This window comes from Streptomyces sp. NPDC030995 (assembly GCF_055571215.1).
On sequence record NZ_JBVIFS010000055.1, the window covers coordinates 1 to 25,783 of the forward strand.

Annotated in this window: 28 protein-coding genes; 17 read left to right on the forward strand and 11 right to left on the reverse strand. The window is 71.9% G+C overall.

Annotated features, from left to right (window positions below; translation table 11 throughout):
• Positions 1–89 precede the first annotated feature (89 nt).
• Positions 90–644: a peptide deformylase gene (gene def, locus ACZ45T_RS37465; RefSeq protein ID WP_468448649.1), complete on the reverse strand. Its 555-nt coding sequence runs from the start codon at positions 642–644 to the stop codon at positions 90–92.
• Between the two features lie 123 nt (positions 645–767).
• Here def and ACZ45T_RS37470 point away from each other — a divergent pair, with 123 nt between their 5' ends.
• From ACZ45T_RS37470 to ACZ45T_RS37495, 6 genes are all read left to right on the forward strand, one after another.
• Positions 768–2,006: a MurT ligase domain-containing protein gene (locus tag ACZ45T_RS37470; protein WP_468448651.1), complete on the forward strand. Its 1,239-nt coding sequence runs from the start codon at positions 768–770 to the stop codon at positions 2,004–2,006.
• Positions 2,007–2,026: 20 nt separating this feature from the next.
• Positions 2,027–2,755: a type 1 glutamine amidotransferase gene (locus tag ACZ45T_RS37475; protein ID WP_468448653.1), complete on the forward strand. Its 729-nt coding sequence runs from the start codon at positions 2,027–2,029 to the stop codon at positions 2,753–2,755.
• Positions 2,756–2,969: 214 nt separating this feature from the next.
• Positions 2,970–3,995, forward strand: coding sequence for a 6-phosphofructokinase (locus tag ACZ45T_RS37480; RefSeq protein WP_468448655.1), 1,026 nt, complete (start codon positions 2,970–2,972; stop codon positions 3,993–3,995).
• A gap of 89 nt (positions 3,996–4,084) precedes the next feature.
• Positions 4,085–5,041 carry a cytochrome c oxidase assembly protein gene (locus tag ACZ45T_RS37485; protein ID WP_468448657.1) on the forward strand — a complete coding sequence of 319 codons (957 nt, stop codon included), beginning with the start codon at positions 4,085–4,087 and terminating at the stop codon, positions 5,039–5,041.
• Between the two features lie 32 nt (positions 5,042–5,073).
• Entirely contained in the window at positions 5,074–5,232 is a 159-nt protein-coding gene (locus ACZ45T_RS37490) for a hypothetical protein (RefSeq protein ID WP_360898424.1), read from the forward strand.
• Positions 5,233–5,325: 93 nt separating this feature from the next.
• On the forward strand, positions 5,326–6,051 hold the full coding sequence (locus ACZ45T_RS37495) for a lysophospholipid acyltransferase family protein (protein ID WP_468448659.1): 726 nt from the start codon (positions 5,326–5,328) through the stop codon (positions 6,049–6,051).
• A 28-nt stretch (positions 6,052–6,079) separates the two neighbouring features.
• Here ACZ45T_RS37495 and ACZ45T_RS37500 read toward each other — a convergent pair whose 3' ends face one another.
• The 7 genes from ACZ45T_RS37500 to ACZ45T_RS37530 all read right to left on the reverse strand — a co-directional run bounded on the left by ACZ45T_RS37500 (position 6,080) and on the right by ACZ45T_RS37530 (position 12,499).
• Positions 6,080–7,753, reverse strand: coding sequence for an alpha/beta hydrolase (locus tag ACZ45T_RS37500; protein WP_468448662.1), 1,674 nt, complete (start codon positions 7,751–7,753; stop codon positions 6,080–6,082).
• Between the two features lie 183 nt (positions 7,754–7,936).
• Positions 7,937–8,722, reverse strand: coding sequence for an urease accessory protein UreD (locus ACZ45T_RS37505; protein WP_468448664.1), 786 nt, complete (start codon positions 8,720–8,722; stop codon positions 7,937–7,939).
• On the reverse strand, positions 8,719–9,414 hold the full coding sequence (gene ureG, locus ACZ45T_RS37510) for an urease accessory protein UreG (RefSeq protein WP_468448666.1): 696 nt from the start codon (positions 9,412–9,414) through the stop codon (positions 8,719–8,721). The genes ACZ45T_RS37505 and ureG overlap by 4 nt, the downstream gene beginning before the upstream one ends.
• A 21-nt stretch (positions 9,415–9,435) precedes the next feature.
• Entirely contained in the window at positions 9,436–10,110 is a 675-nt protein-coding gene (locus tag ACZ45T_RS37515; protein WP_468448668.1) for an urease accessory protein UreF, read from the reverse strand.
• A 46-nt stretch (positions 10,111–10,156) separates the two neighbouring features.
• Entirely contained in the window at positions 10,157–11,878 is a 1,722-nt protein-coding gene (locus tag ACZ45T_RS37520) for an urease subunit alpha (RefSeq protein WP_468448670.1), read from the reverse strand.
• Positions 11,871–12,182, reverse strand: coding sequence for an urease subunit beta (locus ACZ45T_RS37525; protein WP_468448672.1), 312 nt, complete (start codon positions 12,180–12,182; stop codon positions 11,871–11,873). The genes ACZ45T_RS37520 and ACZ45T_RS37525 overlap by 8 nt, the downstream gene beginning before the upstream one ends.
• A 14-nt stretch (positions 12,183–12,196) precedes the next feature.
• Entirely contained in the window at positions 12,197–12,499 is a 303-nt protein-coding gene (locus tag ACZ45T_RS37530) for an urease subunit gamma (RefSeq protein ID WP_468448674.1), read from the reverse strand.
• A gap of 315 nt (positions 12,500–12,814) precedes the next feature.
• Here ACZ45T_RS37530 and ACZ45T_RS37535 point away from each other — a divergent pair, with 315 nt between their 5' ends.
• Positions 12,815–13,207, forward strand: a complete 393-nt coding sequence (locus ACZ45T_RS37535; RefSeq protein ID WP_468448676.1) for a VOC family protein — start codon at positions 12,815–12,817, stop codon at positions 13,205–13,207.
• 21 nt (positions 13,208–13,228) lie between these two features.
• On the opposite strand, the gene ACZ45T_RS37540 is transcribed toward ACZ45T_RS37535, so the two are convergent.
• Positions 13,229–13,678 carry an ATP-binding protein gene (locus tag ACZ45T_RS37540; protein WP_468448678.1) on the reverse strand — a complete coding sequence of 150 codons (450 nt, stop codon included), beginning with the start codon at positions 13,676–13,678 and terminating at the stop codon, positions 13,229–13,231.
• Positions 13,679–13,875: 197 nt separating this feature from the next.
• On the opposite strand from ACZ45T_RS37540, the gene ACZ45T_RS37545 reads away from it, so the two are divergent.
• Positions 13,876–14,760, forward strand: coding sequence for a helix-turn-helix domain-containing protein (locus ACZ45T_RS37545; protein WP_468448680.1), 885 nt, complete (start codon positions 13,876–13,878; stop codon positions 14,758–14,760).
• Positions 14,761–14,772: 12 nt separating this feature from the next.
• Positions 14,773–14,997: a DUF397 domain-containing protein gene (locus ACZ45T_RS37550; RefSeq protein ID WP_468448682.1), complete on the forward strand. Its 225-nt coding sequence runs from the start codon at positions 14,773–14,775 to the stop codon at positions 14,995–14,997.
• A 6-nt stretch (positions 14,998–15,003) separates the two neighbouring features.
• On the opposite strand, the gene ACZ45T_RS37555 is transcribed toward ACZ45T_RS37550, so the two are convergent.
• Positions 15,004–16,176 carry an 8-amino-7-oxononanoate synthase gene (locus ACZ45T_RS37555; RefSeq protein ID WP_468448684.1) on the reverse strand — a complete coding sequence of 391 codons (1,173 nt, stop codon included), beginning with the start codon at positions 16,174–16,176 and terminating at the stop codon, positions 15,004–15,006.
• 157 nt (positions 16,177–16,333) lie between these two features.
• Here ACZ45T_RS37555 and bioB point away from each other — a divergent pair, with 157 nt between their 5' ends.
• From bioB to bioD, 3 genes are read left to right on the forward strand one after another with little or no spacing between them, the layout of a single operon-like run.
• Entirely contained in the window at positions 16,334–17,593 is a 1,260-nt protein-coding gene (gene bioB / locus ACZ45T_RS37560) for a biotin synthase BioB (RefSeq protein WP_468448686.1), read from the forward strand.
• Positions 17,586–18,908 carry an adenosylmethionine--8-amino-7-oxononanoate transaminase gene (locus tag ACZ45T_RS37565; protein ID WP_468448688.1) on the forward strand — a complete coding sequence of 441 codons (1,323 nt, stop codon included), beginning with the start codon at positions 17,586–17,588 and terminating at the stop codon, positions 18,906–18,908. The genes bioB and ACZ45T_RS37565 overlap by 8 nt, the downstream gene beginning before the upstream one ends.
• A gap of 1 nt (position 18,909) precedes the next feature.
• A complete protein-coding gene (bioD, locus tag ACZ45T_RS37570) occupies positions 18,910–19,656 on the forward strand; it encodes a dethiobiotin synthase (RefSeq protein ID WP_468448690.1) in 747 nt (248 codons plus the stop codon).
• A 134-nt stretch (positions 19,657–19,790) separates the two neighbouring features.
• On the opposite strand, the gene ACZ45T_RS37575 is transcribed toward bioD, so the two are convergent.
• Complete coding sequence (locus ACZ45T_RS37575) at positions 19,791–20,213, reverse strand: GNAT family N-acetyltransferase (protein ID WP_468448692.1); 423 nt, start codon at positions 20,211–20,213, stop codon at positions 19,791–19,793.
• A gap of 206 nt (positions 20,214–20,419) precedes the next feature.
• Here ACZ45T_RS37575 and ACZ45T_RS37580 point away from each other — a divergent pair, with 206 nt between their 5' ends.
• From ACZ45T_RS37580 to mug, 5 genes are all read left to right on the forward strand, one after another.
• Positions 20,420–21,757 (forward strand): hemolysin family protein, encoded by a 1,338-nt coding sequence (locus ACZ45T_RS37580; protein ID WP_468448694.1) that lies wholly within the window; start codon positions 20,420–20,422, stop codon positions 21,755–21,757.
• The gene (locus ACZ45T_RS37585; RefSeq protein WP_468448696.1) at positions 21,754–22,773 is read left to right on the forward strand and encodes a hemolysin family protein; all 1,020 of its coding nucleotides are present in this window, start codon (positions 21,754–21,756) and stop codon (positions 22,771–22,773) included. Before ACZ45T_RS37580 ends, ACZ45T_RS37585 begins: the two co-directional genes overlap by 4 nt.
• An 80-nt stretch (positions 22,774–22,853) precedes the next feature.
• Positions 22,854–23,645, forward strand: coding sequence for an SGNH/GDSL hydrolase family protein (locus tag ACZ45T_RS37590; RefSeq protein ID WP_468448698.1), 792 nt, complete (start codon positions 22,854–22,856; stop codon positions 23,643–23,645).
• Positions 23,646–23,716: 71 nt separating this feature from the next.
• On the forward strand, positions 23,717–25,150 hold the full coding sequence (gene purB / locus ACZ45T_RS37595) for an adenylosuccinate lyase (protein WP_468448700.1): 1,434 nt from the start codon (positions 23,717–23,719) through the stop codon (positions 25,148–25,150).
• Positions 25,147–25,695: a G/U mismatch-specific DNA glycosylase gene (gene mug, locus ACZ45T_RS37600; protein ID WP_468448702.1), complete on the forward strand. Its 549-nt coding sequence runs from the start codon at positions 25,147–25,149 to the stop codon at positions 25,693–25,695. The genes purB and mug overlap by 4 nt, the downstream gene beginning before the upstream one ends.
• The last annotated feature ends 88 nt before the right edge of the window (positions 25,696–25,783 follow it).

Here is a 25,783-nt window from a genome sequence, read left to right on the forward strand (position 1 = left end):
GTACGTCCAGTACGCGGCACGCCCCTCCGCCTTGCCATGCACGGCACCAGACGCCGCGGGCTCGGCCGACAAGATCCGAAAGAGACGGCCTAGCCGCGCAGGGCTTCGGAGCCCCACGAGGTTTTCCGGATGGCCCGCCGCAGGCGACGGGCCCGGAGCCCGGTCACGCGGTCCGCGTACACCGTCCCCGCCAGGTGATCGCACTCATGCTGCAGGCAGCGGGCGAAGAACCCCGTCCCCTCGATCCGCACCGGCGCCCCGTCCGAGGTGACCCCCTCGACGACCGCCCGGTCGAAACGGGCCGTGCCCGCCTCCAGCCCCGGCAGCGACAGGCAGCCCTCCGGGCCGAGGAACTCGTCGCCGTCGGCGGCGACCAGCCGCGGGTTGACGATGTGTCCGACGTGGCGGACGTCCTCGTCGTCGGGGCAGTCGTAGACGAACACCCGTTGCCCCACGCCGATCTGGTTCGCGGCGAGGCCGACGCCCTCGGCGGCGTACATGGTCGCGAACATGTCCTCGATGAGGCGGTCGAGGGCCGGGCCGAATTCGGTGACCTCCGCGCAGGACGAGTGGAGCACCGGATCGCCCAGCAGGCTCATGGTGCGGACGAGGCCGGTGGTACCGGGGATGGGGCGCTGTCGCATGGCCGTAAGCGTACGACGGGCGACTATATGAGGAGATCCGCGGCGGGCCGGGGGCGCCGCGGTCAAGGCTCCGGCAGGTACTGGATAGGCTGGGGCCGACCGACGCAAGGAGGACAAGGGACGATGGCAGGCAACACAGAGCCGCTTTCGCCGCGGGCCAAGCTGGCCGTGACGGCGGGCAAGGCCGCGGCGGCGGTGTCGCGGGCCGCGGGACGCGGAAGCGGATCGGTGATCGGTGGCAAGGTCGCACTCAGGCTCGACCCCGATCTTCTCGGCGCGCTGGCGCAACACCTCGACGTCGTCCTCGTCTCCGCGACGAACGGCAAGACCACGACGACCCGGCTGATCGCGGAGGCCCTGCGGGCCAGCGGTCCGGTCGTCTCCAACGCCCTCGGCGCCAACATGCCGGCCGGCATCACCTCGGCGCTGGCGGGCGGCTCGGACGCCAAGTACGGCGTCATCGAGGTCGACGAGAAGTACCTGGCCGGAGTGGCCCGGGACGTCACCCCCAAGGTGATCGCCCTGCTCAACCTCTCCCGCGACCAGCTGGACCGCGCCGCCGAGACCCGCATGCTCGCGGAGAAGTGGCGCGAGGGGCTCTCGGGCTCCAAGGCGGTCATCGTCGCGAACTGCGACGACCCGCTGATCGTGTGGTCCGCCTCCTCCTCGCAGAACGTCGTGTGGGTCGCGGCCGGCCAGGAGTGGAAGGACGACGCCTGGTCGTGCCCCTCCTGCGGTGGCGTCATGCAGCGCCCGGGCGACGACTGGTTCTGCGGCGAGTGCGGCTTCCGGCGCCCGACGCCGAGCTGGGTGCTCTCCGGCGACCACGTGCTGGACCCGCACGGCTCGGCCTGGCCGATCCACCTCCAGCTGCCCGGCCGCGCCAACAAGGCGAACGCCGCCACCTCGGCGGCCGTGGCCGCCGTCTTCGGCGTCCCGCCGCAGGTCGCGCTGGAGCGGATGTACCAGGTGCAGGCCGTCGCCGGCCGCTACGACGTGGTGACCTTCCAGGGCCGTGAGCTGCGGCTGCTGCTCGCGAAGAACCCGGCGGGCTGGCTCGAAACGTTTTCGCTGATCGATCCCCCGCCGACCCCGGTGATCCTCTCGGTGAACGCGCGCGGCGCCGACGGCACCGACACCTCCTGGCTGTGGGACGTGGACTACCCGCGCCTGGCCGGCCACCCGATCTTCGTGATCGGTGACCGCAAGCTGGACCTCGCGGTCCGCCTCGAGGTCGCGGGCCTGGACTTCCGGGTGTGCGAGACCCTCGACGAGGCCGTGCAGCTCGCGCCGCCCGGTCAGATCGAGCTGATCGCCAACTACACCGCCTTCCAGGACGTGCGCCGCCGCGTCGGCAACTAGTACCCATAAAGGACAAGAGCATGAGCGACAACAGCCTGCGTCTGGTGTGGGTCTACCCCGACCTGCTGAGCACGTACGGAGACCAGGGCAACGCCCTCGTGGTGGAGCGCCGGGCGCGCCAGCGCGGCCTGGACGTGCAGCGCGTGGACGTGCGCAGCGACCAGCCCATCCCCACGTCGGGTGACATCTACCTGATCGGCGGCGGCGAGGACCGGCCGCAGCGGCTGGCCGCCGAGCGCCTGCTGCGCGACGGCGGTCTGGAGCGCGCCGTCTCGAACGGGGCGATCGTCTTCTCCGTCTGCGCCGGCTACCAGATCCTCGGCCAGGAGTTCGTCAACGACCAGGGACAGCGCCAGGAGGGCCTCGGCCTCCTGGACGTGGTCACCGTGCGCGGTGAGGGCGAGCGGTGCGTCGGCGACGTGCTCGGGGACATCGACCCGCGCCTGGGCCTGCCGCAGCTGACGGGCTTCGAGAACCACCAGGGCGTCACGCACCTCGGCCCGACGGCGAAGCCGTTCGCCCGGGTGAGCATGGGCCGCGGCAACGGCACCGGTGACGGCACCGAAGGCGCGTACAACGACACGGTGTTCGGCACCTACATGCACGGTCCCGTGATGGCCCGCAACCCTCAGATCGCGGACCTGCTGCTGAAGCTGGCCCTCGACGTGAACGCGCTGCCGGCCATAGACGACCGGTGGTACGAGGCGCTGCGCGCGGAGCGCATCGCGGCGGCGACGCAGCCCGCGTAGCACCCGGCGGGCCGCTCATCGGGGCGGCCTCGTCATCATGTGTTCGGCCCGGTTTTCCCTAGGGGGAACCGGGCCGACGTCGTTTCGCACGACGAGTGCGACCAGCATGTGGAGGATGGTTCAGTCCACCGCTCCACCGCTTGTAGGGTGGCCGTAGTTCCAACCGGACGACGTGGTCCGGTCGCCGGCCCACGTTGCAAAGGTCTCTCCTGCCATGCGCATAGGTGTGCTCACTTCCGGTGGCGACTGCCCCGGCCTCAACGCCGTCATCCGCTCCGTCGTGCACCGCGCCGTCGTCGACCACGGCGACGAGGTGATCGGCTTCCACGACGGCTGGAAGGGTCTGCTGGAGGCGGACTACCGCAAGCTCGACCTCGACGCCGTCGGCGGCATCCTCGCCCGCGGCGGCACCATCCTCGGCTCCTCCCGGGTCCAGCCCGCGCACCTGCGCGACGGCGTGGAGCGCGCCCGCGGGCACGTCGCCGACCTCGGACTCGACGCCATCATCCCGATCGGCGGCGAGGGCACCCTGAAGGCCGCGAACCTGCTCTCGCAGGCCGGCCTGCCGATCGTCGGGGTCCCCAAGACCATCGACAACGACATCGCCTCGACCGACGTCACCTTCGGCTTCGACACCGCCGTCGGCGTGGCCACCGAGGCGCTGGACCGGCTGAAGACCACCGCCGAGTCCCACCAGCGCGTGATGGTCGTGGAGGTCATGGGCCGCCACACCGGGTGGATCGCCCTGCACTCCGGCATGGCGGCCGGCGCGCACGCGATCGTCGTACCGGAGCGTCCCTTCGACATCGAGGAGCTCACCGCGATCGTCGGCGAGCGCTTCTCCGCGGGCAAGCGGTTCGCGATCGTCGTGGTCGCCGAGGGCGCCAAGCCGCGCGCCGGCTCGATGGACTTCGAGGAGGGCGGCACCGACATGTACGGCCACGAGCGGTTCGCCGGCATCGGCAACCGGCTCGCCGTCGAGCTGGAGCACCGCCTGGGCAAGGAGGCCCGGCCGGTGATCCTGGGCCACGTCCAGCGCGGCGGCACGCCCACCGCGTACGACCGCGTGCTGGCCACCCGCTTCGGCTGGCACGCCGTGGAGGCCGCGCACCGGGGCGAGTTCGGCATGCTGACCGCGCTGCGCGGCACGGACATCGTGATGGTGCCGCTCGCCGAGGCGACCTCGACCCTCAAGACGGTCCCGGCCGAGCGGTACGACGAGGCCCAGACGGTTCTGTAGCCGTATGCCCCTTACGGCCGCCCCCGCGCGCAGATGCGTACGGGGGCGGCACTACTGTGGTGGGGCGCCACAGTCAAGGGAGTGAAGAGATGGATCACAGCGGGCACGGCATGGACATGAACATGGACCTGCCGCCCTTCACTCTCGGACGCGGGCTGGAGTTCTCCTTCGACGCCTTCTTCCTGATCGGCTCACTGGTGGGGCTCGCCCTGTACGCGTGGGGCGTCACGCGGCTGCGCCGGCGCGGGGACGCCTGGCCGCTGGGCCGGACCATCGCGTTCACCCTGGGCGTGCTGACCGTGATCCTGGTGATGTGCACCAAGCTGAACGACTACGGCATGGTCATGTTCAGCGTGCACATGGTCCAGCACATGGTGATCAGCATGATCACGCCGATCCTGCTGCTGCTCGGCGCTCCGGTGACGCTGGCCCTGCGCGCCCTGCCGCCCGCCGCCCGTGGCCACAAGGGGCCGCGCGAACTGCTGCTGATGCTGCTGCAGAGCCGGTACATGCGGGTGATCACCCATCCGGCCTTCACGATCCCGATGTTCATCGCGAGCCTCTACGCCCTCTACTTCACCCCGCTCTTCGACTTCCTGATGGAGAGCCGGACCGGGCACATCGCGATGATGGTCCACTTCCTCGCGGTCGGCCTGATCTTCTTCTGGCCCATCATGGGCATCGACCCGGGCCCGCACCGCCCCGGCTACGTGATGCGGATGCTGGAGCTCTTCGCCGGCATGCCCTTCCACGCCTTCTTCGGCATCGCCCTGATGATGGCGAGCGAGCCGATGATCAAGACGTACTCGAACCCGCCCGCCTCCCTCGACATCGACCCGCTGCTCGACCAGCAGTGGGGCGGCGGCATCGCCTGGGCCTTCAGCGAGATCCCCTCGGTACTGGTCCTGATCGCCCTGGTCTACCAGTGGTACCACTCCGAGCAGCGGGCGGCGAAGCGCTCCGACCGGGCCGAGGACCGCAACGGCGACCAGGAGCTGGCGGCGTACAACGCGTATCTCGCCTCGCTCCAAGCGCGTGGCCAGTAGCGAAAGACCGCCTTCGCGCGCCACCATGGGGCATGACCGGATCCGTTAAGGCGATGGCCGTCATGACCTTCGCCGCACTGGTGGCCGTCGCCACGTACTCCGTGGTCCTCGGCAGCAACGGCTGGCTGTGGTTCGGCTGGGTGGTGCTGGGACTGCTGACCGCCGGGATGGCCGCATCCCGCAATGTCTGAGGAAGACCGGGAAGGTGCCTTCCGCCCCCTCCATCCCGTGACTCACCGTCCGTAAAATGGCCGTGACAACGGGATATCGACAGGAGCGGCCTGGTGTTCTACCACTTGCTCAAGCACGTGTTGCTCGGCCCCCTGCTGCGGCTGCTGTTCAGGCCGAGGATCGAGGGTCTGGAGAACATCCCGGCGGAAGGCGCCGCGATCATCGCGGGCAACCACCTGTCGTTCTCCGACCACTTCCTGATGCCCGCGATCCTCAAGCGGCGCATCACCTTCCTCGCGAAGGCCGAGTACTTCACCGGACCGGGGCTCAAGGGCCGGCTCACCGCGTCCTTCTTCCGCAGCGCCGGGCAGATCCCGGTGGACCGTTCCGGCAAGGACGCCGGCCAGGCGGCGCTGCGCGAGGGGCTGGCGGTGCTGGCCAAGGACGAGCTGCTGGGCATCTACCCGGAGGGGACGCGCTCGCACGACGGGCGGCTCTACAAGGGCAAGGTGGGCGTGGCCGCGATGGCCCTGGGCGCCGGAGTGCCCGTCGTGCCGTGCGCGATGGTCGGCACCTTCGAGATCCAGCCGCCCGGGCAGAAGATCCCGAACATCCGGCGGGTGACGATCCGCTTCGGCCGGCCGCTGGACTTCTCCCGGTACGCCGGGCTGGAAGGCGAGCGGGCCGTGCTGCGGGCGGTCACCGACGAGATCATGTACGCCATCCTCGAACTGTCCGGCCAGGAGTACGTCGACCGGTACGCCGCCGAGGTCAAGGCCGAAGAAGAGGCCCAGCGGAAGAACGACCAACGGAAGAAGGCCCGGCGCACCTCGCGCTGAGCCTCCTCCCGTTCGCACGCTCCGGTCCTTAGCGGACGGCCGGGAGCTCCTCGATCGCGGGGAGCGCCGAGGCCTCGGCCGGGGTCTCGGCCGTCAGGGCTTTCGCGGCGGCCGCGGCCGGGGCGACGGGAGTGGCGTGCGGAGCGCACGTCACGTCCTGGGCGTCGACCTTGCCGGTCAGCAGGTAGGTGTCCACCCGCGTGTTGATGCAGGGGTTCAGCAGGCTGGTGACACCGTGCGAGCCGGCGTTCTGCTCGGTGATCAGGCGCGAGCCGGCCAGGCGGCGGTGCAGCGAGACCGCGCCCGAGTACGGCGTGGCCGCGTCACGCTCGGACTGCACGATCAGCACGGGCGGCAGCCCGCGCTTGGAGCGCACGTCGATCGGGGTGCTCTGCTTGGCCTTCCAGGTCGCGCAGGGCAGGTTCATCCACGCGTTCGACCAGGTCAGGAACGGGTACTGCTCGTGCAGCCGGGTGTTGTCCTTGTCCCACTTGGTCCAGCTGGTGGGCCACTTGGCGTCGGCGCACTCGACGGCGGTGTAGACGGCGTTGCTGTTCTCCGACGCCGCGTTGCCCTTGAGGTCGGACATGTCCGGGGCGATCGCGTCGACCAGCGCCTGCGTGTCACCGGCGAGGTAGGCGGCCCAGGTCTTCGCGACGGGCACCCAGGAGGAGTCGTAGTACGGGGCGCCCTGGAAGAAGCCGATGAGCTCGGCCGGGCCGACGACCCCGCCGATCGGGTTGGCCTTCGCGGTGGCGCGCAGCTCCTGGTACTTGGCCTCGACCTTGGCGCGGGTGTCGCCGATGTGGAAGACCGCGTCGTTCTTGGCGACCCAGTCCTGCCAGTCGTTCCAGCGGGTCTGGAAGGCGACGTCCTGGCCGAGGTTGGCCTCGTACCAGATGTTGTCCTGGTCCGGGTCGACCACACTGTCGACGATCATGCGGCGCACGTGGGTCGGGAAGAGGGTCGCGTAGACCCCGCCGAGGTAGGTGCCGTAGGAGACGCCGAGGAAGTTCAGCTTCTGCTCGCCGAGGGCGGCACGGATCACGTCGAGGTCGCGCGCGGTGTTCGGCGTGGTCATGTGCGGCAGCATCTCGCCGCTGCGCTCCTTGCAGCCGTCCGCGTAGGAGGCGGCGAGCTTGCGCTGGGCGAGCTTGTCGGCCTCGCTGTCCGGGACCGGGTCGGCCTTGGGAGCCTTGACGAACTCCTGCGGGTCGATGCAGGAGATGGGCGCGGAGTGGCCGACACCGCGAGGGTCGAAGCCCACGAAGTCGTACGCCTTGGAGGCGTTGACCCACAGCGGGCTCTTGGTGGTGACCCGGCGCGGGAAGCGCATGCCGGAACCGCCGGGGCCGCCGGGGTTGTAGACGAGCGCGCCCTGGCGCTCCTCCTTGGTGCCCGTGCTGCCGATCCGGTCGACGGCGATGTCGATGGTCTTGCCGTACGGCTTGGCGTAGTCGAGCGGGACCTTCACCCAGCCGCACTGGATGGGCTTCTCGAAGCCCCAGTCGGCGGGGCAGTCCTTCCAGTCGATCCCGGTGCGGGCGGCGCGGGCGGCGGCGATCTGCACGCCCAGCACCTCCGGGAGCCGGGAGTCGTTGTCGTACGAGGCCGCCGCGGCCGGCGGGGCCAGCAGCAGGCTCGCCGCCAGCGTGCCGGTGATCAGTGTGGCGGCGCTCCCCAGCGCCGCGTTGCGTATCACGTGGTTGTTCCCCCTGCTTCAAGTGCCACCGTAGGCGGCCGGGTTCGGTCGGGTTTCGGTCATCGACCTGCAGGGGGATCTTGTCGTCTGACCGGGACCCGGCGACAGAGCGGCGCCGACTTCTTTGCCAACCCGATAACCGGAAAGGCGTGTACCGCTGAGCGGTGCCCGATTTGCCGCTCCCTAGCGCTGGTAGGTGCGGCGGGCCGCGTCGAGCAACTCCCGCAGCCGCAGGGCGTCCGGGGCCAGGGCCGTCACCAGGACGGCCGGACCGGCCAGCGGCGTCACCGCGGCGAACTCCCCCAGCACCGCGGCCGCGGGCGGGTCCGCTGCGAAGGCGGGATCCACGACGAGGAGTTGGCCGAGCGCCCGGTGGCCGGCCAGACCCGCCGGGCCGTCCCAGCCGCCGGGCGCGCCGGGGCCGCAGGCGAGCTCCTGGTCGAGCAGCGGACGGCCGCCGCGGGTGACGGTGAGTCGGCTGCGCAGCAGGCCCGGGGCCTCCCCGGAGCGCCCCAGCACCTGCTCCTCGCGCAGCACCAGCCGCGCCGTGGGAGCCAGCCGGACCCGGGTGTGCGCCCGCAGGTCGCTGCCGCGCACCGAGACCAGCGGCTCCGGCAGCCACCGGACCGACGCCCCCTCCTCCAGGGTCAGGTGTACGTCGTAGCGCGCGCTCTCGCCGCCCCGTCCGGGCAGGGCCAGGGTGGCCGCCGCCGAGCCGAGGGCGAGGCACGCCCCGGGCCCGGCGGTGGCCTCGACGGCGAGGTGGTCCCCGCCGAGCGGGGCGCTCATCGCGCCGACCAGCATCACCCCGGCCTCGGCGCCGGTTCCCCGGGTGCGGCGCAGCGCGAGCGGTCCCTCCCCGGCCAGCAGCGGCAGGTCGGTGCCGCCCCGCCCGTCGGCGACGGCGTGGATGCGGGCGGTGGCCCGCACTCCCGCCGCGGGCAGGGCGACGGGGGGCGCGCTGGTCACCGTACGGCCCAGGCGGCCATCCGCTCGCGCACCCAGGCGGCGACCGGGGCCACTCCCTCGGGGCCGCGCAGCGACTGGAAGGCGACGGGGAGTTCACCGCGCTGCTCGGCGGCGTCGCGGGCCATCCGGTCGAGGTCGGAGCCGACGTGGGGGGCGAGGTCGGTCTTGTTGACGACGAGGAGGTCGGCCGTGGTGACGCCGGGGCCGCCCTTGCGCGGGATGTCGTCCCCGCCGGCCACGTCGATGACGAAGATCTGGGCGTCGACGAGTCCGCGGGAGAAGGTGGCGGTGAGGTTGTCCCCGCCGGACTCGACGAGGATCAGGTCGAGCGGGCCGCTCTCCCGGAAGGTCTCCTCCAGTTCCTCCACGGCCTCCAGGTTGGCGGAGATGTCGTCGCGGATGGCCGTGTGCGGGCAGGCCCCGGTCTCGACGGCGGTGATCCGCTCGGGCGGCAGGACGGCCTCGCGGAGCAGGAACTCGGCGTCCTCGCGGGTGTAGATGTCGTTGGTGACGACGGCCATGGAGAGTTCGCCGCGCAGCGCGCGGCACAGGGCGGCGACGGTGGCGGTCTTGCCGGACCCGACGGGGCCGCCGAGGCCGATGCGCAGGGCGCGCCGGCTGCCGTCGGGCCGTAGGGGCGCGGCGCTGTGGGTGTGCCGCTGGGGGTAGGTCACGGCGTGGTCGAGGTGCATGGGGGTGTCTCCTTCGGGGGGTCAGGAAGCGAAGAGCCGTACCGGCCAGTCGGCATGGACCTCGGCCGCGATCTCCAGCAGGGGCGAGGAGGCGGCGGGCAGCGCCTCCAGGCCCTCGGTGCGGGCCCGCAGCGCGGCCTCGGCCGCCCGGGCCGCGACGGCGTCGAGGTCGGGGGTGAGCCGGGCCAGGACCCCGCTCGCCTCGAAGGGGTCCAGGCCCAGCAGCCGCACGGTCGCGGTGGCCGGCCCGCCGACGCTCTCGTACGCCGCCACGTGCGCGGCGTCGCGCGGTCCGAGCCCGGCCGCCCGGGCGGTGAGGCCGAGCACCACGGGCTGGTGGGCGCCGCGCGGGAAGGCCGCGGCCAGCGCGTCCAGTTCGGCGGCGGGCCAGGTGGCCCGGGCGGCGCGCAGCAACTGCCGGCCCAGCCTCCGGGCCGCGGCGCGCAGCGCCGGCGACGGGGTGCGGGCGTCGGCGGCGGCGTCGAGCCCCGCCGGGTCGAGGCCGAGCGCGGCGGCCGCCGCGAGGGCCGCGGCGGTGAGTCCGGCGGTGTGCAGGCGACCTCGGCAGAAGTCCTCCAGGGTGGCGGCGTCGTGGATCCGGCTCGCCTTGCAGGCGGCCTCGGCCCCGCCGGAGTGGGCGTGGCCTCCGGCCGGGAAGCGGCCGTCGGCGAGGACGAGCAGCGCGGCGAGGCTCATCGGCGGGAGCCTCTCGTCGGGCCGGGTCCCATCGGAAGAGGTCCTTTCAAAACAGGAAGTACCGCTGGGCCATGGGCAGTTCGGCCGCGGGTGCCGGTTCCACGACCTCGCCGTCGATGGTGACGGTGAAGGTGTCGGCGTCGACCTCGACCCTCGGCATGGCGTCGTTGCCCCGCATGTCCGCCTTGCTCACCTTGCGGGTGCTCTCGATGGCCACGAACTCCTTTCCGAGTCCGAGCCGCTCGGGCAGTGCGTCGTCGAGCGCGGCCTGTGCAGTGAAGTTCAGCGAGTTCAGCGCGGGCGCGCGCCCGTGGCTGCCGAACATCGGCCGGGGCAGAACGGGCTGCGGGGTGGGGATGGAGGCGTTGGCGTCGCCCATCTGCGCGTAGGCGATCTGGCCGCCCTTGATGACGAGTTCGGGCTTGACCCCGAAGAAGGCGGGGGCCCACAGCACCAGGTCGGCGAGCTTGCCGGTTTCGACGGAGCCGATCTCGCGGGCGAGTCCCTGGGCCACGGCGGGGTTGATCGTGTACTTCGCGACGTACCGGCGGGCCCGGTGGTTGTCGGCGGGTCCGTCGCCGGGGAGGAAGCCGCGCCGCTTCTTCATCACGTGGGCGGTCTGCCAGGTGCGCAGCACGACCTCCCCGACCCGGCCCATGGCCTGGGAGTCGGAGGAGATGATGGAGATGGCCCCGAGGTCGTGCAGGACGTCCTCGGCGGCGATGGTCGAGGGCCGGATGCGGGATTCGGCGAAGGCGAGGTCCTCGGGGACGGCCGGGTTGAGGTGGTGGCAGACCATCAGCATGTCGAGGTGTTCCTCGACGGTGTTGACGGTGTGCGGCCGCGTCGGGTTGGTGGAGCTGGGCAGGATGTTGGGCTCGGAGACCACGGTGATGATGTCGGGTGCGTGCCCGCCGCCGGCGCCTTCGGTGTGGTACGAGTGGATGGTCCGGCCGGCAATGGCGGCGAGGGTGTCGCCGACGAACCCGGCCTCGTTGAGGGTGTCGGTGTGGATGGCGACCTGGGCGCCGGTCTCCTCGCAGACGCTCAGGCAGGCGTCGATGACGGCGGGGGTGGACCCCCAGTCCTCGTGGATCTTGAAGCCGAGGGCGCCGCCGCGCAGTTGGGAGTGCATGGCCTCGCGGGAGGTGGTGTTGCCCTTGCCGAGCAGGCCGATGTTGACCGGGTAGGCCTCCAGCGCCGCGAACATCCGGGCCAGGTGCCAGGGCCCGGGGGTGACGGTGGTGGCCTTGGTGCCCTCGGCCGGTCCGGTGCCGCCGCCGACCAGGGTGGTGATCCCGGAGGCGAGTGCCTCCTCGATGATCGTCGGGGAGATGAAGTGCACGTGCGCGTCGATGGCGCCGGCGGTGACGATCTTCCCGTTGCCCGCGATGATCTCGGTCTCGGGGCCGATGACCAGTGCGGGGTCGACCCCGTCCATGGTGTCGGGGTTGCCGGCCTTGCCGATGCCGCAGATCCGGCCGTCGCGGATGCCGAGGTCGGCCTTGACGATGCCCCAGTGGTCGAGGACGACGACCCCGGTGATCACGGTGTCGGCGGCGCCCTCGGCCCGGGTGGTGCGGGCCTGCCCCATGGATTCGCGGATCACCTTGCCGCCGCCGAAGACGGCCTCGTCCCCGGCCAGGCCGGGGCCGCCGCTGAGGTCCTGCTCGATCTCGACGAAGAGGTCGGTGTCCGCGAGCCGGATCCGATCACCGGCCGTCGGCCCGAAGAGGTCGGCGTACACCTGGCGGGAGAGCTCAGCCATCGAGCGGCCCCCCGGTCTCCCCGCGCAGGCCCGGTACGGTGCGCGAGCCCGCCAGCGGTACGAGCTCCACGGCGACCGGGATGCCCGGCTCGAAGCGGACGGCCGTACCGGCGGCGACGTTGAGCCGCAGCCCGCGGGCGGCGGCGCGGTCGAAGTCGAGGCCGGGGTTGGCCTCGGCGAAGTGGTAGTGGGAGCCGACCTGGACGGGGCGGTCGGCGGCGTTGAGCACGGTGAGGCGGGTGACGGGACGGCCCTCGTTGAGGCGTACCGGGCCGTCTCCGTAGGCGATTTCGCCGGGGATCATGCGGGGCCTCCCTTTCAGACGATCGGGTCGTGGACCGTGACGAGCTTGGTGCCGTCCGGGAAGGTCGCCTCGACCTGGACGTCGTGGATCATCTCGGGGATGCCCTGCATGACCTCCTCGCGGCGCAGCACGGTGCGGCCGGAGGCCATGAGCTCGGCCACGGTGCGGCCGTCGCGGGCCCCTTCGAGGATGTGCGTCGTGATCAGCGCGATCGCCTCGGGATGGTTGAGGAGGACCCCGCGCGCCCTGCGCTTCTCGGCCACGTCCGCGGCCACGTGGATGAGCAGTCGCTCCTGCTCGTGCGGTGTCAATTGCACACGTATCACCAAGTTTCCGGGACAAGATCAACATGGGGCGAGGGTGACCTTAGCGGCCGTCAACACTCTGTTGACCTGCGCATATCCGTGCCAAGCGTGTCTTGCCCAACGAAGAGGAAGGCTTTCCGTGCCGACCACTGCCGCTTTACCGGATCATGGGCGGGCATTGGCGCACGGACGTGGCCGCCACGCTAGGCGCCGTGCTTTTCCGTTGGGTTAACCCAGGTTTCGGGCAGGCACCCGCTTCAATTCCGTTGCCTCTGGGGCCCGGTTCCGTATACACAGGCGCGAGCGGATGCCCCACCGAGGAGAGACATGTTCATCAACCCCGTCCGGCACATCACCTTCGATACCCACGACCCCTACCGGATCGCCGCGTTCTGGTCCGAGGTGACCGGCTTCCGGATCCACCCCGACGACGCGAAGGGTGACGACGAGGTCCTGCTGGAGCCGGGGCAGCCCAACGTGCCCGGACTGCTGTTCATCCGGGTGCCGGAGGCCAAGTCCGGCAAGAACCGCGTCCACTTGGACATCCAGCCGTCCGGCGGCACCCGGGACGAGACCGTCGAGCGCCTGGTCGGGCTCGGCGCGAAGATCGTGGACGACCAGCGCGCGGAGGACGGGGTCATGGGCTGGGTCGTGCTCGCCGACCCCGAAGGCAATGAGCTGTGCATCGAGCGCAGCGCGGCGGAACGCGGTCTCACCTGAGCCCCGCCGCGGCTGGCGCGGTCAGCAGCCGGTGACGCTCCTGGCCGGCGCTGCCACGGCCCAGGGCAGGGCGATCCACACCGTCTTGCCGCCGTCCTCGGTCGGGCTGACCGAGAGCCGGCCGCCCGCCTCCGCGGCGAGCCAGCGGATGATGACCATGCCGCGGCCGTTGTCCTGCTGGACGGCGGCCGGGAGCCGCTTGGGCCAGCGGGGGTGGCTGTCGGTCACCCCGACGCGCAGCCACTCCTGGCGCTCCAGCCGGATGTCGACGGTAAAGGTGGGCGACTGGCCGAAAGTATGCTGTACGGCGTTGGTGGCGAGCTCCGAGACGATCAGCCGGACGCTGTCTGCGGTGTCGGCGTCATCGGGGAGTCCCCATTCGGTCAGCACCTCCGCGACATAGCGTCGGGCGGCGGAGACCGAAGCGGGATCGCTCGGCAGAGTGACGGATGCTTCCTGGTGATCTGCCATGGCGACGGTCCCTTTCCCACCGGGACGGAACCGCCCCGGATCTGTGCTGGACGCCAGAGTGCCACCCATCGTGCCGCCGCATCCGCCGATCCCCCAACATATGCATATATCTGTCGCTCGATGCGGTGAACTCTGCTACGGAAGAGCGTATTTGGACGGCAGACTGGTGCGAGCTGTGCCGGTGGAAGGAGGCGGGTGTGCAGCACGGTCCCGCGGTGCGTCGGCGCAAGCTCGGCGAGGAACTGCGTGCCCTGCGTGACCGGGCCGGACTCACCAGTGGTGAGGCGGCCCGGATCATGGGATGGCACCAGTCGAAAATCAGCCGCATCGAGACAGGCCGCAGTGGCGTGAAACCGGAGGACATCCGGCTGCTCCTCGACGCCTACGGGGAGATCGTGAGCCCGGAGCAGCGCGCGCTGCTGGAGGCACTGTCGGCCTCGGCGGCCGGCCCCGGTCCGGGCGGCGACACCGGGCGGGGCCGCCAGTGGTGGCACGACTACCGGGGGCTGCTGCCGCAGGAGTACCGGGACTTCATCAGCCTGGAGGCGGGGGCCCGGTCGGCCCGCACGGTGGAACTGTCCGTGGTGCCGGGGCTGTTGCAGACCCCCGATTACGCGAGGGCCGTGACCCGGGCCGCGCTGGGCGGGCTCCCGGAGCCGAAGGTGGACGCGCTGGTCGACGTACGGCTGGCCCGGCAGTCCGTCCTGCGGGCGGATCCGCCGCTGGAGCTGAGCGCGGTCCTGGACGAGGCGGTGCTGCGCCGGCAGATCGGCGGGCCGGGCGTGATGGCGGAGCAGTTGCGGCACCTGGTGCAGGTATCACAGCTGTCTCAAGTGCAGTTGCAGGTGCTGCCGTTCAGCGTGGGTGGGCATCTCGGCCTCACCGGACCGTTCGTCATTTTCTCATTTCCGAACATCGCCGATCTGGATGTGGTGGTACTCGACCATTTGACGAGTAGCCTCTATCTGGAGCGGAAGGAAGACCTAGAGGCGTACAGCGCCGCGTTCCGCACCATCCAGGCGCACGCCCTCCCGCCCCAGGACTCGTCGGATCTCATCAGCTCACTTGCTGACGACGCGTAAGGAGGCACCCCCGTGTCCGCAACCCCCTTGACCACCAGCGGACTTCTGATCAGCGCGCGGTGGCGGCGGAGCAGCCGCAGCACCGGAATGAACAACTGCGTGGAAGCGGCCGTCCTCGATGACGGCCTGCTGGCCGTCCGCGACTCCAAGCGGACGGACGGCCCGGCCGTGCTCTTCACCGGGCCGGCCTGGGACGGCTTCCTCGCCTCGGTCGTCCGGGTGGACCGGATCCCGTAACTCCGCCTAGCGGTCCGTGGCTCCGGCGGGCGCGGTCCGAAGGATCGTCCCAACGGCCCGCTCGATCTCCTCCCCCGTGAGATCGGCCCGGGCGGTCAGCCGCAGCCGGGAGATGCCGTCCGGCACCGACGGCGGACGGAAGCACCCCACGGACAGACCTGCCTCGCGGCAGTCGGCGGCCCAGCGCAGTGCCGACGACGCCGACGGGGCCCGTACCGACACCACGGCCGCGTCCGGCCGGGCCGCGGTCAGGCCGGACGCGGTGAGCCGCCCGTAGAGCAGGGCGGCCACCTCGCGGGCGCGGCCCGCCCGCTCCGGTTCCCGCTGGAGCAGGCGCAGGCTCGCGAGCGCCGCGCCCGCGGCGGCCGGGGCCAGCCCGGTGTCGAAGATGAAGGTGCGCGCCGTGTTGACCAGGTGCCGGATCACCTTGGCCGGGCCGAGCACGGCCCCGCCCTGGCTGCCCAGGGACTTCGAGAGGGTCATGGTGGCGACGACGTCGGGCGCCCCCGCGAGCCCGGCCGCGTGCAGCGCGCCGCGGCCGCCCTCGCCCAGCACGCCCAGCCCGTGGGCGTCGTCCACGACCAGGGCCGCGCCCTCGTCCCGGCAGGCGGCGGCGTACGCGGCGAGCGGGGCGGCGTCCCCGTCGACGGAGAACACCGAGTCGCTGACCAGCAGCGCCCGCCCCTCGTGCGCGGCGAGCGTCTTGCGCGCGGTGTCCGCGTCGGAGTGCGGGACCACCGCGGTCCCCGCGCGCGAGAGGCGGCAGCCGTCGACGATCGAGGCGTGGTTCCCGGCATCGGAGACGACCAGCGTGCCGCGGTCGCTGAGGGCGGTGACGGCGGCGAGGTTGGCCGCGTATCCGGAGGACAGGACCAGCGCGGCCTCGAAGCCGCAGAAGGCGGCGAGCTCCCGTTCGAGCTCGGCATGGAGCTCGGTCGTACCCGTGACGAGACGGGAGCCGGTGGCCCCGGCGCCCCAGCACTCCGCCGCCTCCCGTGCCCCGCGGATGGTCTCGGGGTGCCGGGACAGGCCGAGGTAGTCGTTGCTCGCGAGGTCCAGGAGCGGCGACACCGGCGGCCGCGGGCGGAGCGTCCGGACCAGTCCGGCCTTCTCGCGCGCGCTCTCCGCGGCATCGATCCAGTCGAAGACACCCACCGGGTCGGGAGTGTGCTGGGGCATCGGCATGTCCTCGCGTTTTGTCGGCAGTCCACAGACCTGCCCGAACCCTAGCCGTCGTGACCTCTGCGCCAGGTGTGGCGATACACACACACCCATCCGGCCATGTTGTGCGATCTCTCCTTGGCCGGGAGTGGTCGTGTGGTCCAGGATCGGGTTCATGGACCTGCTGAACACCCTGGTGGACAAGGGGCTGCGGCGCGAGCTGCCGACCCGCGAAGAAGCGCTCGCCGTACTGGCGACTTCTGACGACGAACTGCTCGACGTGGTGGCCGCGGCCGGCAAGGTGCGCCGCCAGTGGTTCGGGCGTCGGGTCAAGCTGAACTACCTGGTCAACCTGAAGTCGGGCCTGTGCCCGGAGGACTGCTCCTACTGCTCCCAGCGCCTTGGGTCGAAGGCCGAGATCCTCAAGTACACGTGGCTGAAGCCCGAGGAGGCCTCCCAGGCCGCCGCCGCCGGTGTCGCGGGCGGCGCGAAGCGCGTCTGTCTGGTCGCGAGCGGCCGCGGGCCGACGGACCGGGACGTGGACCGGGTCGGCAAGACGATCGAGGCGATCAAGGAGCAGAACGAGGGCATCGAGGTCTGCGCGTGTCTGGGCCTCCTCTCGGACGGCCAGGCCGAGCGACTGCGGGACGCGGGCGCGGACGCGTACAACCACAACCTCAACACCTCCGAGGCGACGTACGGTCAGATCACCAAGACCCACACCTACGCGGACCGGGTCGACACGGTGCAAAAGGCGCACGCCGCCGGCCTGTCCGCCTGCTCCGGTCTGATCGCGGGCATGGGCGAGACCGACGAGGACCTGGTCGACGTCGTCTACTCGCTGCGCGAGCTGGACCCGGACTCGGTGCCGGTCAACTTCCTGATCCCCTTCGAGGGCACCCCGCTCGCCAAGGAGTGGAACCTCACCCCGCAGCGCTGCCTGCGGATCCTCGCGATGGTGCGCTTCGTCTGCCCCGACGTCGAGGTCCGGCTCGCGGGCGGCCGCGAGGTGCACCTGCGCTCGATGCAGCCGATGGCCCTGCACCTGGTCAACTCGATCTTCCTGGGCGACTACCTGACCAGTGAGGGCCAGGCCGGTCAGGCGGACCTCGACATGATCGCGGACGCCGGTTTCGAGGTGGAGGGCGCCGGTACGACAACCCTCCCCTCGCACCGCTCCGACGTGGCGGCCGCGGCCCCCTCCGGCGGCTGCGGTTCGAACGGCGGCGCCTCCCTCTGCGGTTCGGGTTCGGGCGCGGCCTCGGCCGACGAGGCCTCGGCGGCGGGCTGCGGCTCGGCGTGCGGCGGCTGCTCCGGGCACGGGCACGCGGAGGCGACGCCCGCACCGGCTCAGGCCGAGGCCGGCGACGTCCGGTCCGACCTGGTGGCGGTACGCCGCCGCGGCGCGGGGACGGACATCGCCCCGAATGCCTGATCAGCTCGCGCCGCTGCCGGACGGGGCGGAACTCCTCGCGCTGGACCGGCAGCACGTCTGGCACCCGTACGGTCCGATGCCCGGGCGGCAGGAGCCACTGGTCATCGCCTCCGCCTCGGGAGTGCGGCTGCGACTGGCCGACCCGTCCCAGGGCGAGGGCCACGAAGAGCTGGTCGACGGCATGTCCTCCTGGTGGTCGGCGGTCCACGGCTACAACCACCCGGTGCTCAACGAGGCCGTGACCACGCAACTGGGCCGTATGTCACACGTGATGTTCGGCGGGCTCACCCATGAGCCCGCCGTCCGGCTCGCCGCGAAGCTCGTCGACATCACCCCGGCGGGACTGGAGCACGTCTTCCTCGCCGACTCGGGCTCGGTGTCGGTCGAGGTCGCGGTCAAGATGTGCCTGCAGTACTGGCGTTCGCTGGGGCGGTCGGGCAAGACCCGGCTGCTGACCTGGCGCGGCGGCTACCACGGGGACACCTGGCAGCCGATGGCGGTCTGCGACCCCGAGGGCGGCATGCACGAGCTGTGGCAGGGTCACCTGCCGCGGCAGGTCTTCGCGGACGCGCCGCCGGGCGGCTTCGACACGCCCGTGGACCAGGCGTACGCGGACCACCTGCGCTCGCTCATCGCCGCGCACGCGGACGAGCTGGCCGCGGTGATCGTGGAGCCGGTGGTCCAGGGGGCCGGCGGCATGCGCTTCCACAACCCGGGCTACCTGCGGGTGCTGCGCGAGTTGTGCGACGAGTACGGCGTACTCCTCATCCTGGACGAGATCGCGACGGGCTTCGGCCGCACCGGCGCGCTCTTCGCCGCGGACCACGCGGGGATCACCCCGGACGTGATGTGCCTGGGCAAGTCGCTGACCGGCGGCTACCTCACCCTCGCCGCGACCCTGTGCACGGAGCGGGTGGCGGACGGGATCTCCCGGGGCGAGGTCCCGGTTCTCGCGCACGGGCCCACCTTCATGGGCAACCCGCTCGCCACGGCCGTGGCGCTCGCCTCGGTCGAACTCCTCCTCGGGCAGGACTGGGCGACGGAGGTCAAGCGGATCGAGACGGGCCTGCGCGAGGGCCTGGCGGACGCGGTCTCGATCCCCGGCGTGCGGGACGTACGCGTCCTGGGCGCGATCGGCGTGGTCCAGCTGGACCACCAGATCGACGTGGCGGCCGCCACCCGGGCGGCGGTGCGCGAGGGCGTGTGGGTGCGCCCGTTCCGGGACCTGATCTACGTGATGCCCCCGTTCGTCACCGGCGACGCCGACGTGGCCCGTATCTGCCGTGCGGTGTGCGCGGCCGCGCAGGAAGGCTGAGATGTCTGTTTGGGTCGTGTCCGGGACGGGCACGGAGATCGGCAAGACCGTGGTCACCTCGGCGATCGCGGCCGCCGCGGTGGCGGCCGGCCGCTCGGTGGCGGTGCTCAAGCCCGCGCAGACGGGTGTCGGCCCGGAGGAACCGGGGGACGCCGCGGAGGCGGTCCGGCTGGCCGGTTCCTCGGTCACGGCGGTGGAACTGGCGCGCTACCCGGAGCCCTTGGCCCCGAACACGGCGGCGCGCCGCGCGGGCCTGCCCACGCTCTCCCCGGCGCAGATCGCGGAGGCGGCCCGGAAGCTGTCCCTCTCCCACGACCTGGTCCTGGTGGAGGGCGCGGGCGGGCTGCTCGTCCACTTCGACGACGAGGGCAACACCCTGGCCGACGCGGCCCGCCTCCTCGACGCGCCGACCCTGATCGTCGCCCCGGCGGGCCTCGGAACCCTCAACTCCACCACCCTCACGGCGGAAGCCCTCCGCGCGCGGGGCCTGACCGCGCTGGGCGTGGTGGTGGGCAGCTGGCCCCAGAGCCCGGACCTGGCGGCCCGCTGCAACCTGGCGGACCTCCCGAAGTCCTCGGCCCTCCCCCTGCTGGGCGCGATCCCGGAAGGCGCGGGCACCCTCCCGCCGAACCGGTTCCGCACCGCGGCCCCAACCTGGCTGGCCCCACCCCTGTCGGGCACCTGGTCGGCGAACGCCTTCCTCACCACCTGGCCCCCACCGACACCCCCCCAGCCCGGCCGGCCCTAATCCAGCCCCGCCGCGCCAAACCCAGCCCCGCCGGCGTTTGAGGCGCGGGGTCCGGGGCGGAGCCCCAGCGTCTTCCAGCCCCGCCGGCGTTTGAGGCGCCGGGCCCGGCCAGCGCAAGCACACCGCACCGGCGGCTAGCCCAGCGGCTTCACCCAGCGCGTCCACTGCTCCTGCGGCCGGTACCCCACCGCGTCCCACACCCGGTGCGCCCGCTCGTTGCGGTCGAGCACCATCGCGTCCCCCCGCCGCCCCCCAAGCGCCACGAACCGCTCCTCGGCCGCCGCCAGCAGCGCGCCCCCGATCCCCTGCTTGCGGTACCCCGGGTGCACGGCCAGCCGGTACAGGTGGCAGCGCCAGCCGTCGAACCCGGCGATCACCGTCCCGACGAGTTCGCCGTCGCGCCGGGCGAGCAGCAACGCGTCCGGGTCCCGGGCGTGGAGCCGCTCGACCCCGGCGAGGTCGTCGCTGATACTCGTTCCCTCGGCGGCGGCCTTCCAGAAGTCCAGTACGGCGTTGAGGTCGGCGACCGACGCGGGGCCGATATGAAGATCAGTCATGTCCGGATCCCATCATCCGGCCGCGCTCCGCCAAAAGAATGATCCGTTCCCTTTGCCCGTCCTTTACCATGTGTGCAAAGGTCCCACTCAAGTGAAAGGTGTGAGCGTCCGCCCATGGGCGAGCCTCCCAGTCCACGACATATGCCTTCGCGACACCGCGCGGTACCCCTCCTCCTGGCCGATCATGGGACGGAGGTGATCGACCGATGACCGAAGTGCTTCTGCTCGTCGTGGCACTGCTGCTCTGCCTCGCATGCGGGGTCTTCGTCGCGGCCGAGTTCTCGCTGACGACCGTCGAGCGCAGCGAGCTCGAACGAGCCGTCGAGCGCGGCGAGCGCGGGGCCGACAGCGCCCTGGCAGCCGTCCGGACCCTGACGTTCCAGCTCTCCGGCGCCCAGCTCGGCATCACCGTGACCGGCCTGGTCATCGGCATGATCTCCAAGCCGTCGATCTCCACCCTGCTCCAGGGCCCCTTCCAGGCCATGGGCCTGTCGGCCGGAGCCGCGTCCTCCACCGCCCTGGTCCTCGGCACCGCGGTGTCGACCGTCGTCCTGATGGTCGTCGGTGAGCTGGTGCCCAAGAACTGGGCCATCTCCTCCCCGCTGGCGATCGCCAAGCGCGTGTCGACCATGCAGCGGGTCTTCAGCCGGGCCTTCAAGCCCCTGATCAGCCACCTCAACACCACCGCGAACCACATGGTGCGCCGCTTCGGCATGGAGCCGGCGGAGGAGCTGGCCTCCGCGCGCACCCCGCAGGAGCTGGTCGCCCTGGCGCGGCACTCCGCGAAGGCGGGCGCCCTGGAGAAGGACACCGCCGAGCTGTTCGTGCGGACCTTGAACCTGGCCGACCTGACCGCGGAGAACGTGATGACCCCGCGCGTCCAGGTCACCGCCCTCGACGTGCAGACCACCGCCGAGGACGTGGCGAACGCGACGCTGGCCACCGGCCTGTCCCGCTTCCCCGTGTACCGGGGCAGCCTCGACACCGTCGTCGGCACCGTCCACATCAAGGACGTCCTGGCGCTGCCCGCCGAGGAGCGGCACCGCCATCCGGTGTCGCAGCTGCTGCGCGAGCCCCTCCTCGTGCCGGAGTCCCTGACCGTGGACCGGCTGCTGGACCGGTTGTCCGGCAAGCAGACGATGGCCGTGGTCATCGACGAGTACGGCGGCACGGCCGGTGTGGCCACGCTGGAGGACATCGTCGAAGAGGTGGTCGGCGAGGTCCGCGACGAGCACGACCCGCACGAGACCTCGGACCTGGCCCCGGCCGGTACGGACGACTCCGGGCGCCTGCTCTACTCCGCCGACGGCGCGGCGCGCACCGACCAGCTCCAGCGGATCGGCCTGCGGGTGCCGGACGGCCCGTACGAGACCCTGGCCGGCCTGATAGCGACCGAGCTGGGCCGGATCCCGGTCGTCGGCGACAGTCTGGAGCTGGACGGCTGGCGGCTGGACGTGGTGGACGCCGGCGGGCGACGCGCCGCGCGGGTCCTGCTGCACGCCCCGTCCGAGCCCGCCGACGACCACAAGGGGGACGCCCGATGACCGCGATCCAGCTGTTGATCGGCCTGGCGACCCTGGTGGTCAATGCCTTCTTCGTCGGCGCCGAGTTCGCGATGATCTCGGTCCGGCGCAGCCAGATCGAGCCGTACGCCGAGCAGGGCGACCGGCGGGGCCGCGCGGTCCTGTGGGGCCTGGAGCACTTGTCGGCGCTGATGGCGGCGGCCCAGCTGGGCATCACGCTGTGCACCCTGGTGCTGGGTGTGGTGGCCGAGCCGGCCATCGCGCACCTGCTGACCCCGTTGCTCGACGCCGTCGGGGTGCCGGGCGGCGTGACGCACGCGATCTCCTTCGTCGTGGCCCTGGCGCTGGCGACGTACCTGCACATGCTCTTCGGCGAGATGGTGCCGAAGAACGTGGCGCTGTCCGAGCCGGTGCGCACCGCACTGCTGCTGGGGCCGCCGCTGGTGACCCTCACGCGGGGGCTGCGGCCGGTGATCTTCGCGATCAACGCCTTCGCCAACGCCCTGCTGCGACTGCTGCGGGTGGAGGTGAAGGACGAGGTCGCCGCGACCTTCTCGGACGACGAGCTGGCGCGGATGGTCAAGGACTCCAGTAACGCCGGGCTCATCGACGACCGGGCGAGCGAGCGCCTGCACGACGCCCTGGAACTGGGCCGCCGACCCGTGCGGGACGTGGTGCTGCCCGCGGACCGCGTGGTGCCGGCCCGGGAGGGCATCACTCCGGCCGGGCTGGAGCGCCTGTCGGCCGAGTCCGGGTACTCCCGCTTCCCGGTGATCGACGGGCAGCACGGGATCCTGGGCTACCTGCACGTGAAGGACGCCCTGGACGCCGACGTACGGGACGAGCCGTTCCCGGTCACGGCGCTGCGGCCGATCGCCCAGGTACGGGCGGAGACCCCGCTGGACGACGTGCTGACCGCCATGCGGCGCAGCCGTACGCACCTGGCGGCGGTCCTGGGGGCCGACGGCGCCATGACGGGGCTGGTGACGATGGAGGACGTGCTGCGGGAGCTGTTCAGCAGGCCCGCTTCCGCCTGAGCCCGTCGCCTGAGCCCGTCGCCACCGCGCGGTCCCCGGCCCTGCGGAGCCGGGGTACCGCGCGGTAACATCAGTTCGCCATGGAGATGAATGCGTCATACACCAGTTTCGTCGCGGTCGGCGACTCCTTCACCGAGGGCATGTCCGACCTGCTTCCGGACGGCTCGTACCGCGGCTGGGCCGACCTGCTGGCCGCCCGCCTCGCGGCGCGCGAACCGGGCTTCCGCTACGCGAACCTCGCGGTCCGCGGGAAGCTGATCGGGCAGATCGCCGAGGACCAGGCCCCGGTGGCGGCGGCGATGGGCGCCGACGTGGTGGCCCTGGTGGGCGGGCTGAACGACGCACTGCGCCCCAAGGTGGACATGGGCAGGGTCCGGGCCCACCTCGAGTCGGCCGTGGAACTCCTCGCGCCCTCCTGCAAGCACCTCGTCCTGATGCGCTCCCCGGGGCGCAACGGGCCGGTGATGGAACGTTTCCGGCCGCGCATGGAGGAGCTCTTCGTCATCATCGAGGAGCTCGCCGCCCGGCACGGCGCCCTGGTGGTGGACCTGTACGGGGCCCCGGTGCTGGGGGACCCGCGCATGTGGGACGTCGACCGGCTGCACCTGACGGCCGAGGGCCACCGCCGGGTGGCGGAGGCCGTCTGGCAGACACTGGGCCTGCCCGCCGAACAGGACTGGCACACCGAACTGCCCGCCGCCGCGCCGCCGGGCTGGGCGGTACGCCGGACCCAGGACCTGAGCTTCGCCCGGCAGCACCTGCTCCCCTGGATAGGCCGCCGCCTGACGGGCCGCTCCTCCGGCGACGGCCGCCCGGCCAAGCGCCCCGAGCTGCTGCCGTACGTGCCCTATGGGGACGCTCCGGTCTCGTAGCAAGGCACAATCGGGAGCGGTGGCCCTACCTGCGTAAACGCACAGCCGGGGCCCAAGTAGAATCACTCCACGTGACAGCCAAGCCCCGCATCCCCAATGTCCTGGCCGGCCGCTACGCCTCCGCGGAGCTCGCCGTCCTGTGGTCCCCCGAGTACAAGGTGACGCTGGAGCGGCGGCTGTGGCTCGCCGTGCTGCGCGCCCAGAAGGACCTCGGTATCGAGGTCCCGGACGCGGCCCTCGCCGACTACGAGCGCGTCCTGGAGACCGTCGACCTCGCCTCCATCGCCGAGCGCGAGAAGGTCACCCGGCACGACGTGAAGGCCCGCATCGAGGAGTTCAACGCCCTCGCCGGTCACGAGCACGTCCACAAGGGCATGACCTCCCGCGACCTCACCGAGAACGTCGAGCAGCTGCAGATCCGGCTCTCGCTGGAGCTGGCCCGCGACCGTACGGTCGCCGTCCTCTCCCGCCTCGGCAAGCTGGCCGGCGAGCACGCCGAGCTGGTCATGGCCGGCCGCTCCCACAACGTGGCCGCGCAGGCGACCACCCTGGGCAAGCGCTTCGCCACCGCGGCCGATGAGCTGCTGGTCGCCTATGACCGCCTCGAGAACCTCCTCGGGCGCTACCCGCTGCGCGGCATCAAGGGCCCCGTCGGCACCGCCCAGGACATGCTCGACCTGCTCGGCGGCGACGCCGCCAAGCTCGCCGACCTGGAGCAGCGGATCGCCGCCCACCTCGGCTTCGCCCAGGCCTTCACCTCGGTCGGCCAGGTCTACCCGCGCTCGCTCGACTACGACGTGGTCACCGCGCTGGTGCAGCTGGCCGCCGCCCCGTCGTCGATCGCCAAGACGATCCGCCTGATGGCCGGCCACGAGCTGGTCACCGAGGGCTTCAAGCCCGGCCAGGTCGGCTCCTCCGCGATGCCCCACAAGATGAACACCCGCTCCTGCGAGCGCGTGAACGGCCTGATGGTCATCCTGCGCGGCTACGCCTCGATGACCGGCGAGCTGGCCGGCGACCAGTGGAACGAGGGCGACGTCTCCTGCTCCGTGGTCCGCCGTGTGGCCCTGCCGGACGCGTTCTTCGCCTTCGACGGCCTGCTGGAGACCTTCCTGACCGTCCTCGACGAGTTCGGCGCCTTCCCGGCGGTCGTCGCCCGCGAGCTGGACCGCTACCTGCCGTTCCTCGCGACCACCAAGGTCCTGATGGGCGCGGTGCGGGCCGGGGTCGGCCGCGAGGCCGCCCACGAGGTCATCAAGGAGCACGCGGTGGCCTCCGCCCTCGCCATGCGCGAGCAGGGCGCCGAGCGCAACGAGCTGCTCGACAAGCTGGCCGCCGACGAGCGGATGCCGCTGGACCGGGCCCAGCTCGACGCCCTGATGGCCGACAAGCTGTCCTTCACCGGCGCCGCGGGCGACCAGGTCGCGGCGGTGATCTCCCGTATCGAGGCGATCGCCAAGCAGCACCCGGAGGCCGCCGGGTACGCGCCGGGGTCGATCCTCTGACCCCCGACGAGCTCAACGCCGCCCGTGACCGCGTCCTCCCGGACGTGGTCGCGGGCGGTCTGCGTGTGCTGTTCTGCGGAATCAACCCAGGTCTCCTCTCCGCCGCGACGGGCCACCACTTCGCCCGCCCCGGCAACCGCTTCTGGCCCGTCCTGCACCTGTCCGGCTTCACCCCGCGCCGCCTGGCCCCCTCCGAGCAGGAGGAGCTGCTGACCTACCGGCTCGGCATCACCAACGTCGTGGCCCGTGCCACGGCCCGCGCCGACGAGCTGAGCGCCGAGGAGTTCCGCGAGGGCGGCCACATCCTGACGGCCAAGGTGGAACTCCTGCGCCCCCAATGGCTCGCGGTCGTCGGCGTCACCGCCTACCGCACCGCCTTCGGCGAGAGGAAGGCGCAGATCGGTCCCCAGGAGCGAACCATCGGCTCCACCCGGATCTGGGCCCTCCCCAACCCCAGCGGTCTCAACGCCCATTGGACCGCCGAGTCCATGGCCCAGGAGTACGCCCGCCTCCGCGCCGCCGCCGAATCCCCCGACAGCCCCTAGTGACCTGAGTCAGAGATTCGGTGGCAGTAGGCGGCGACTTTGTCGAGGATCTCGTCGGCTGTCTTCGTCCAGACGAAGGGCCGGGGTT